Raw genomic sequence first — 9,448 nt, forward strand, 5'->3', positions numbered from 1 at the left:
TTACGGGCGAGCGCGACGACGTCGCGGCGGAACTCCAGGGGGAACGCTTTCGGCATGACAGACATCCTTCCAGCGAGGAACAGATCCTCACAGGTCAGGAGTCAACCGAACCGGGTGCAGTCCCGTGGGCCGGCGAGGGTCGGTGTGCTGGTCGGACTGCTCACGTCTGCTCCTTCTGTGATCCGCTGGTGGCGTCGAGGGGTTCGGGTTGGATCCATCCGTGTGGTGCACGGACGTTCAGGCGACGGCCGGCCTCGATGAGAGCAGCGAGACCGTTGGCGTCGAGGGCGATGCCGTCCTGGCGGGCCTGGTCGCGCTGGGACCAGGCGCGATCCCCGGGCATCCGGGCACCCTGGTCGCGCACCGCCCGAGCGACGGCGGCGACGCCGGTCGCCAGCGACTGGGCGACGGCGAGGCGGCGAGGGTCGACCGCAACAACCAGCAGCCCGCGGCCGTCGTCTCCTGCCGGCAAGGGGGTACTCCCGGTCAGCGCGCCGACCAGCAGTTCCAGGACGATCGCCAGGGCTTGGCCGCGCTCGCCCACGGGCAGCAGCGCCGCAGCGAGGTTCGGATCGCGGACCCGATGCCCGCTCGCGTCGAGGGCAACCCCGTTGGGCAACGTCTGGCCGTTGCGGGCCAGGTGGTGCAGGTGGCCCCAGGACATCGCCGCGGCTGCCAGGTCGACCAGCACGGGGCGCTGCTGGTCCGGACCTGGAATGGCGACCGACAGTGCGCTGCTGCCCAGGACTGGCGTGCTAGTGCCTCCGTGCAGGGCCACGCTGCGTGCCGACGCCTGCGCGGCGGCCACGCCCACCAGGCCACGCCGGGCCAGCTGAGCGGTGGGAATGCCGAGCGCGCCGACGTGACCGGCCCGACGAACGGTCACGGCGGCGATGCCACACCGCCGCGCACGGAGCATCGCTGCGGCGACCGCCAAGCGGGCGGCTACCGGCCCCGGGGCCAGGTCGGCGTCCACGACCAGGACCGCTTCCTCGTCCTGCACGATCCGAATCAGGGGACGCGGGTTCAGGTGCCCGGTGCGCAGCTTGTCCAGGTAGCCGGGGGCCAATCGGCTGCCGTGGCCGGGTATGCCACGAAGGTCAGCCTCGACGTGCGTATCGGCCATCACGCGCGCCCCGGCTCGGGTCATCCCCGCGGCCTCGTATAGGAATTGCAAGAAACTGGCGAGCTGGCCGGCCGGAACCCGGGTCACCACGACACACCGGAGACGGGTACGACACCGTGGGCGCGGCCGTCGCAGAGCAGGATTCGGGCCACCGCCGCGACGGAGGCCCAGTGCGGGCTGAACGCGGCCACCAACACGGGCGCGGGCGAACCGGCCAGGTCGTCGACATCACCGAACGCGACCTGAACTACCGTCCGTCCGCGCTCGACCAGCCGGGTGGCTTCCTGGGCAGCTCTGCTCGGACCCGCGATTGTGGTGCGGGTGTCGTAGCCGTACACGATCACGGGGCCGGCTGTCGGCACTGGGGCGCCGACCGGCACCTGCACCACACGGTGACGCGCGGCGAGCAGCGTGGGCAGATAGTCTGGCGTTAAGCGGGCACTGTCGGCCCGCCGCTGCCCCTCGTCAGGCACCCGCATCAAGGCCAGCACCTTGCCGGACGGCACGTCCAGCGGAAGGACCCGGTCTCCGCGCACCACCGCCACCGAACGGTCAGCAATCCGTTCCGCCGCACGCCAGGCCGCCGCGTTCGTCGACGGCCAGTCCGGTCGGAGCGAGCTGGGCGTCAGGCCGTATCGCCGGTGCAGTGCCTGCACACGGTCCACGGCCTCGCTGATGCGCTGGCGGTCGATCACGCCCTGCTCGACCGCCGTCGTCAGCGCCTGCACCACCTCCGCGCGCCGCCGAACCGCCGCCGTCCGTGCCACCGCTGAGCTGTGCCCCCGGGAAACCTCCGAGTCCAGCATCACGATGTCCACCCCGGCGGCCACCGCGGCGACCGCCGCGCGGGCCGGACCGCCGAGCGGCTCGTGCGCCGCAGGAATCGACAGGTTCTCGCTCACCACCACACCGCCGAAGCCCAGCTCGTCACGCAACAGGCCAAGCACGCGCGGCGATGCCAATGCCGGCTTGTTGTCTACGGCGAGCACGGTGTGACTGCCGACCATCACGCACGCCACCTGCGCGTCGATCGCCGCTCGAAACGGCAGCAGCGCACCTGGACCGAGTCGGTCGACCACCGGCGCGACGTGGTGCGGGTCCCCACCAACCCCGCCCAGACCGGGAAAGTGCTTGGCGGTCGCCGCGACGCCGGCCCGCTGCAATCCGCGTACGTACGCTGCTGCCAACAGCGCAACCCGTTCAGGATCGGAGCCGAAGGCGCGAGCGCCAACCGCAGCAGTCGCCGGCCACCCCGTGGTGTCGCACACCGGCGCCAAATTCCAGGTCAACCCCACCGCGCGCAGCTGCTCACCGATCGTCGCCCCAGCGAGCTCGGCCAAGTCCTCGTCCCCTGCTGCCCCGAGCGCCAGGTTTCCCGGCAACTGGGCCACGCCTGGCCAGTCCAGCGCGTTCAGCCGGCCGCCCTCCTGATTCACGCTCAGCAGCAGCGGCGGCCAACCGACCGAGTTCTCGCTCGCCGTCCGGGTGACCTGGCTCAACCGGGCCGGGCCTGCGACGATGGCTTTACTGATTCGGCCCGGCTCACTAGCGGCCTGCTCGTGCAGTGACTGAGCGCGATCGTCGGGCGGTAGGGACATCCGGCCGGGGCGCACCAGCAGATCAATGTCAGCGGTAAGGACGGGATCGACTCCTACCGGCTGGCCGGAAAACAGACGTGGCATGACAGCTCTCCCTTGCGACCGCAGGTCGACTGATGGGCATCAACTGCAGGACGGCCGGAGTGACAACCGATGTCCTGGCCCTGCCCACACATCGACCTTTGTCGGTTCCGAGCGCCTGGGGCAGGCATCGAAGCAGTGCCATCGGTGCCGCTCGCTCGGAATCTGGTGCGGATGGTGCGCTTCGCTGCCCGCCCCTGACCGTGGCCGCTACTGTCAGGCCCGCGGCTGCACTACCGGCACCGAAAGGGGGATCCCGCCGTGGAGGCCGAACCCACGACATCTCGCGCCAACCGACGTCTGGCTGGCCTGCTCCGAGAGGCGCAATGGGGGCCGGAGGCCCTCGCCCGGCGAATCAACTCGGCTCTGGTGGCCCGCGGTAGCACCCGCAGGGTCCACGCCAAAACCCCCTACAGATGGGTCTCAGACGGCGCGGTGCCGCACGGTGACATACCCGAACTCGTCGTCGAGGTGCTCTCCGCCAAGCTCAGAAGCGACCTGATGTTCGAGGATGTCTGGGGGGTAATCGCGCCGCGTTCGCATCCAGCGATGCCGGCGAATCACGCGATGGAATTACCCTGGGACAGCAACGGACTGCTCAGCCTCGTAGGAGGACCCGTGCCGACCCGTCGCACCGTCATCGGTGTCACCGGCGCCGCGCTCACCGCCCCTGCGTGGGCCGCGCTTCACCAGCCAACCCCAGACCTGATCGCGGCTACCGGAGACGGCGGACCGGTCACCCCACCGCTGCTGGACATGATCGACACCGTCGTCGCTCACGCACAGAAGCTCGACGATCAGCAGGGCGGTGCCGCCCGCGGATTCGTCAGTGACCAGTTCACCGCCGTGGCCCGGCTCCTGCGCCGAGCGTCCTACAACGCGGAAGCCGGCCGCCGCCTCGCCGCCGCACTAGCGCAGCTCGCCCAGACCGCCGGGTTCATGGCGTTCGATGCCAACGAGGACGGCCTCGCCCAACGCTGGTACCTCACCGCTCTACGCGCCGCGCACGCCGCTCGCGATCCCGGCCTCGCCGCCAGCATCCTGGCCCTCATGTCCAACCAAGCCGCCGACCAGGGCCACGCCCTCGACGCCCTACAACTCGCCTCAGCAGCCCAAGAATCAGCGGCAAAGACCCCGCCCGCCGTCCGCTCACTGGTAGCCGCCCGCAGCACCCTCGCCCACGCCGTCGCCGGCGACCTCACCAGCTTCTTCCACACACGCGAAAACACCCTCGCGCTCCTCGACACCGCCGCCGACGCTCCGCTACCCCCGTGGGCGTCATATATCGATCGAGTCGAACTGGACGCGATCACCGGCCGCGGCCTCGTCGTACTAGCCGAACAGGTCCCGATTCAACGGCCAGCGCTCCTTCGTCAGGCCCAACGGCTGCTCGACGCCCGCGCGCACACCAGTCCGACCGACTCCCCGCAACGCTCCGCACTACGCCACGGCGCCTGGCTCAGCCTCGCGCACAACGCCGCTGGCGACCTCGACCTCGCTGTCAGCACAGCCCGCCTCGCTCTCGGCCGTCTACCCGCCGTCAGCTCCACCCGAAGCGTCGCCCTACTACACCGACTTCACGACGAACTCGCACCCGCCGCGACGCGCTCACCCGCTGTCCGCGACATCCTCCGTGAGCTGCGTGAATTGCCGCAGACACCACATGCACACTGACCGCCCTGCACGTTACCGGAGGCGATCACACCGCCACCGTGATCACCGAGGTCTGCAACATCGCCGGCTCGGCCAAACACGCGGACCTACTGCGCGGCTGCCTCGACCAGCTCGACCTGTTCCGCCTCTGCAGGTGATCGACCGCGTCCTCGACGCCCACGTCGGCTACGTCGCCACATGAACGGCCTGCCTCCACCCGCCGCTCCGGCACCGCCACTACCGTCGCCGGCTGTGAAGCGCATCGCCATCATTGGCTGCGGGGGTGCCGGAAAGACTGTTCTGGCCAACCGCCTCGCCGCTCTGCTCGACCTTCCAGTCATCAACCTCGACGCCATCTACTACGACGAGAACTGGCGAGAGAAGACCACGGACGAGTTCGCGGCCATCCAGCGCAAAATGGTGACCGCCGACCGTTGGATCATCGACGGCAACCACGCATCCACCCTGCACATCCGGGCGAAGCGAGCCGACACCGTCATCTTCCTCGACCTGCCCGTCAGGACGTGTCTCTGGGGCGTCCTCCAGCGCCGTTGGCGCTACCGCGGCGGCCAATACCCTCACGGCGTCTACGACCGCATCACCCTCTCCTTTATCCGATACGTCATCGGCTACCGCAAGACGATGAGACCCCGCGTCGCCACCATCGTCCGCGAGCACGGACAACACACCCAGTGCGTGACCCTCACCAGCCGAACTCAGACCAAACGATTCCTGCAACGTCTCGGCGCCCACTGACCTGAAGGCGCCATGGCGGGCACAGAGAACGGCAGCACCGACCAGGCGCGTGGCGGGTGTTGGAGTTGGTGTCGGGATGTGCCGACATTGTTGGTGCGTGGCGCTGCGGGCGTGTCGGATGCCGGGAGTTCTACGGTGCCCTCATGCCCTCCGACCCCCCGGAATTCACCGCTGGTCTTCCGCTCAAGCGGATGGCGGCCGGACTGTTGATCATCGATTCGCAGGATCGGGTTCTGCTGGTCGAGCCGGCGTACAAGACCGACTGGGAGATTCCCGGCGGCAGTGTCGAGGCCGGCGAGTCGCCGTGGCAGGCGGCGATGCGGGAGTGCCGCGAAGAGCTCGGCGTGAGCCTGACGCCAGGTCGGCTGCTCGTCGTGGACTGGGTATCGCCCCGTTATGGTCGCACCGACGGTGTGATGCTCGTCTTCGACGGCGGTGTCCTGGACGCGGTTCAGGCCCAGCGGATCGTCGTGCCGCCAGCGGAGTTGAAGGGTTGGGCGTGGTCTACCCCGCCGCAGACGCGCCAGCGGTTGCAACCGTTGCTGGCCCGCCGCGTCAACGAGTGCCTCCAGGCGCGTGCCGATGGGTCGACCCGATACCTCGAAGACGGCGTGCCAGTCTCCTGATCTCGATCTGCCGCACCCCCGCCGATCGGCCACTGCTCGTCGCGGTTGGCCGGCTGCTCACCTGATATCCGTTCGAGGAGGAGATGTCGTGGCATTTGGGAGTAGGACGACCGAGACGATGACGGCGGAGGACGCGCGCCTGCGGCTGGTCGACCAGCTGCGTGCTCAGGGTTGGATCACCCGACCGGAGGTGGCGGCGGCGTTCACCGCGGTGCCGCGGCACCTGTTCGCTCCGGCCGGTACCAGCATCGAGAGCGCGTACGCGAATGATGTTGTCGTCACCCGACGCGGCTCGGACGGAAAGGCGACCAGTTCGATCTCCGCTCCGTGGTTGCAGGCGCACATGGTGGAGACCGCCGGCCTGACCCCCGGAGCCCGGGTACTGGAGATCGGCTCGGGCGGGTACAACGCCGCGCTGATCGCCGAGGTCGTCGGCCCGACCGGAACGGTCGTCAGCATCGACATCGACGCGCAGGTCGTCACCCACGCGCAAGAGGCGCTGGCACGGGCCGGCTACCCGCAGGTCCAGGTAGTCCACGCCGATGGCGTCCACGGCCATCCCGCCAACGGGTTGTGGGACGCGGTGCTCGTCACGGTCGAGGCCAGTGACCTCCCACCCGCGTGGACCGACCAGCTCTCCCGAGCCGGCAGGCTGGTGGTGCCCTTGCGGATGCGCGGCAACACCCGCTGCCTCACCCTGCAGTCCGCGGGTGACCACCTGGCCGCGACAGCGTCCGTGCAGTGCGGCTTCGTCGCGATGCAAGGCCACGGCCGGGACCCGGCCCGCCAGGTGCCGCTGCGCGGCGACGACGCCGTCCTCACCCTGGATGACGACACCACCACCAACGCCGACGCCCTACGCGCTGCCCTTGACGGGCCACGGGTTGAGGCGTCCTCGCCGGTGACCCTGGACATGAGCATGGGCGCCTGCCTCGAGAGCCTGCACCTGTGGCTGGCCAGCCGACCTCGCCCGTACGGCGTGCTCAGAGTCGACCGGGACCGCACCGCCGGCCTGCTGGATCCACAGGACCGCTTCTTCTGCCCCACCCTGCTGACCAGTGACAGCCTCGCCTACCTGACCATGCGCCGCCACGACACCACGACGTGGCAGTTCGGCGGGCACGGCTTCGGTCCACACGCCACCAGACTGACCAGCGATCTGATGGAACTGGTAGCGGCCTGGGATCAGCACTTCCGGGCCGGCGCCGGCCCGGACATCACCGTGCATCCGGCCGGCACGCGACTGCCCGACACTGAGCGGTTGCGGCTGCTCGTGCCCCGCCGCCACACGCTGACCGCGATCACCTGGCCGCAGACCAGCCGATGAGCAACACCGAGTTGCCGATCTTGATCTGCCTTCGGGGGAACTCCGGCTCCGGCAAAAGCACCATTGCCCGTGAGTTGAGGTATCGGCACGGCCGCGGCTGCGCCCTCGTCGGCCAAGATCATATTAGACGGATCCTTCTGCGGGAACGGGACAGGCCAGGTGGTCTCGCGCCCACGCTCATCGCGCAGAACGTCCGCTTCTGCCTCGATCACGGCTACCACGTGATCCTCGAAGGAATCATGCACACCGCCCGGTACCGGAGCATGCTCACCGAGCTGCGCGACGCGCACCGCGGGCGAACGCTCTTCGTCTACCTCGACGTGTCGCTACCCGAGACCCTGCGACGCCACGAAACGCGTCCCATGGCGGCGGAGGTATCGCCGGACCACCTGCGCAGCTGGTACACCCCACGCGACGTCCTCGGCTGGCCCGACGAACTCGTCCTGCCTGAGACCACCACACTGGAGCAAGCGATCGAGCGCATCGCCACCGCCGCCGGCCTGCCGTTGACCGGCCGCAACGACGACCTGCTCCCGGCAGTCCCATGACCGCACCACCCAGAGCAACGCCAGACCATGCCGGTCTCGAGGCGGCCGGGGCGGATGACGTGTTTGCGGCGCTGGTCGCCCGTGCCGCTGCCGCAGGGGTGGGCACCGGTCGGGTTGTGCACCGCACCGACAAGGCCGTCGTCGCCACCGGCCGCCGCGACGGCCAACCGGTGATCGTGAAGCTGTTGACCACCGACGACCCGTACTGGGTCGGCCGGCGCCAACACGAGCTGCGCCTGTACGAGCTGATCACCGATCAGCCGCCCCCCGTGCGCGTGCCGCGGGTCCTGCACGCCGAGGCCCGCCTGACCGTCCTTACGCAGCTACCTGGGCAGCGCCTGGACGATCAGCGCCATCTCACTCGCGACGTCAGCGCGGCCACCGCGCAGCTGGTTCTGAACACCCTCGACACCCTCGCCGCCTGGACGCCGACACCGCCACTGCCGCAACCTGTTGACTACCACGGCCGGATCGACGCCGAACACGCCGCCGGCTTCCTCGACGACGCCGACCAGTACGCCCTGCACACGCTTGTCGACCAGCTCGGCTCGGGCCGAGTCACCGCACACGGCGACCCCCTAGCCGCGAACCTGCTCCTCGACCGGAAGCACTGCGCCCTCATCGACTTCGAGTACACCGGCAGCTACCTACCCGGCTACGACCTCGCGCTGCTGCACATCGTCGCCGCCGCGGCCAGCCCGACCCTCACTGCCGCAATCGGCGACCGCGTGCACACCGCCAACATCACCACCGCCTACTGCGTCAACCTGCTCCTGCTGACCTGCCGAGAGATCCGCCTGCACACTGCGCTGCCAGCAGACGGCGCGACCACGTCCCTGCTCGCGTACCTGCGACAGCTCCTCAGCCAGGCACGCCACGACATTCAGGCACTGACCCGATGGGCATGAACCCAACGACCGCCAGCACGCTGGCCCGCTGCGGCCCCGCAGGCGGCTCACAGGCACCTGAGACGCACATATCCGTGCATCCCGCCCAGAATCGAACGGAGGCCGAGACGTCTGGCGTGACTCGATCTTTATGCAAAGCCGGTCTAGTGTCCATTCCGGTGATCTTCGGACACTAGCTGGTCGGGTAATGCCCATTGCGATCCTGGGCCGCCGAGCCCTCAAGCGAGACCGCGCGCACGACCAGCACCACAACCCATTCCCCCGAACGGGACGACCATGAACTACTACGCGGGCCTGGACTGGGGTGAGAGCCACCACGACATGGCCGTGGTCAACGCCGACGGGCAGCTCATCAGCCACATTCGCGTGACGGACGACGCCAGCGGGCTGACTCAACTCCTAGCCGCGCTTACCGCGGTGAAGCGCAGCCGACGTTCGATCCCAGTCGGGATCGAAACCAGCCGCGGTCTGATGGTCGCCGGCCTCCGCAAGGCCGGCCAACCCGTCGTCGTGCTCAACCCGACCCAGGTAGCCAACTACCGCAGCCGCCTAGCCCCACAGCGCAAAAAATCAGACCGGGGTGACGCCCGCCTACTCGCGCACATTCTGCGCGTCGACGGCGACGCCCACCGCCCCGCACCGACGTCCTCGCCGCAAGCCTGCGCCCTGCGAGAAGCGACCCGGGCGCACCGACAGGCGGGTCTGCTGCACCGATAGGTGACATCTGAGATGGCTTGCCTTGGTGGCGGGCTGGAAGGATGTTGCTGTGCCTAAGCCCTACCCCCGTGAGTTCCGCGATGACGTCGTGCGGGTGGCCCGTGATCG

Annotated in this window: 9 protein-coding genes; 7 read left to right on the top strand and 2 right to left on the bottom strand. The window is 69.3% G+C overall.

Annotated features, from left to right (window positions below; genetic code table 11):
* Positions 1 to 160 precede the first annotated feature (160 nt).
* Both DLJ59_RS02130 and DLJ59_RS02135 read right to left on the bottom strand, forming a co-directional pair.
* Positions 161 to 1,216 (bottom strand): Ldh family oxidoreductase, encoded by a 1,056-nt coding sequence (locus DLJ59_RS02130; protein WP_341869563.1) that lies wholly within the window; start codon positions 1,214 to 1,216, stop codon positions 161 to 163.
* The gene (locus tag DLJ59_RS02135) at positions 1,210 to 2,808 is read right to left on the bottom strand and encodes a glycoside hydrolase family 3 N-terminal domain-containing protein (RefSeq protein ID WP_124770835.1); all 1,599 of its coding nucleotides are present in this window, start codon (positions 2,806 to 2,808) and stop codon (positions 1,210 to 1,212) included. The genes DLJ59_RS02130 and DLJ59_RS02135 overlap by 7 nt, the downstream gene beginning before the upstream one ends.
* Before the next feature lie 258 nt (positions 2,809 to 3,066).
* Between DLJ59_RS02135 and DLJ59_RS02140 the strand changes: the two genes are divergently transcribed.
* The 7 genes from DLJ59_RS02140 to DLJ59_RS02170 all read left to right on the top strand — a co-directional run bounded on the left by DLJ59_RS02140 (position 3,067) and on the right by DLJ59_RS02170 (position 9,340).
* Positions 3,067 to 4,479, top strand: coding sequence for an NsdA family TPR-like regulatory protein (locus tag DLJ59_RS02140; protein WP_124770836.1), 1,413 nt, complete (start codon positions 3,067 to 3,069; stop codon positions 4,477 to 4,479).
* Positions 4,480 to 4,710: 231 nt separating this feature from the next.
* On the top strand, positions 4,711 to 5,214 hold the full coding sequence (locus DLJ59_RS02145; RefSeq protein WP_124770837.1) for a P-loop NTPase family protein: 504 nt from the start codon (positions 4,711 to 4,713) through the stop codon (positions 5,212 to 5,214).
* A gap of 143 nt (positions 5,215 to 5,357) precedes the next feature.
* Positions 5,358 to 5,840 carry an NUDIX domain-containing protein gene (locus tag DLJ59_RS02150; RefSeq protein ID WP_244235790.1) on the top strand — a complete coding sequence of 161 codons (483 nt, stop codon included), beginning with the start codon at positions 5,358 to 5,360 and terminating at the stop codon, positions 5,838 to 5,840.
* A gap of 88 nt (positions 5,841 to 5,928) precedes the next feature.
* On the top strand, positions 5,929 to 7,167 hold the full coding sequence (gene fxlM, locus DLJ59_RS02155) for a methyltransferase, FxLD system (RefSeq protein WP_244235791.1): 1,239 nt from the start codon (positions 5,929 to 5,931) through the stop codon (positions 7,165 to 7,167).
* On the top strand, positions 7,164 to 7,715 hold the full coding sequence (locus DLJ59_RS02160; RefSeq protein WP_124770838.1) for a kinase: 552 nt from the start codon (positions 7,164 to 7,166) through the stop codon (positions 7,713 to 7,715). Before fxlM ends, DLJ59_RS02160 begins: the two co-directional genes overlap by 4 nt.
* A gap of 59 nt (positions 7,716 to 7,774) precedes the next feature.
* Positions 7,775 to 8,623, top strand: coding sequence for a phosphotransferase (locus DLJ59_RS02165; RefSeq protein WP_158630768.1), 849 nt, complete (start codon positions 7,775 to 7,777; stop codon positions 8,621 to 8,623).
* Between the two features lie 276 nt (positions 8,624 to 8,899).
* Positions 8,900 to 9,340, top strand: a complete 441-nt coding sequence (locus DLJ59_RS02170) for an IS110 family transposase (RefSeq protein WP_124770840.1) — start codon at positions 8,900 to 8,902, stop codon at positions 9,338 to 9,340.
* The last annotated feature ends 108 nt before the right edge of the window (positions 9,341 to 9,448 follow it).

Source organism: Micromonospora inaquosa, assembly GCF_003857055.1.
Taxonomy (GTDB): Bacteria; Actinomycetota; Actinomycetes; order Mycobacteriales; family Micromonosporaceae; genus Micromonospora; species Micromonospora inaquosa.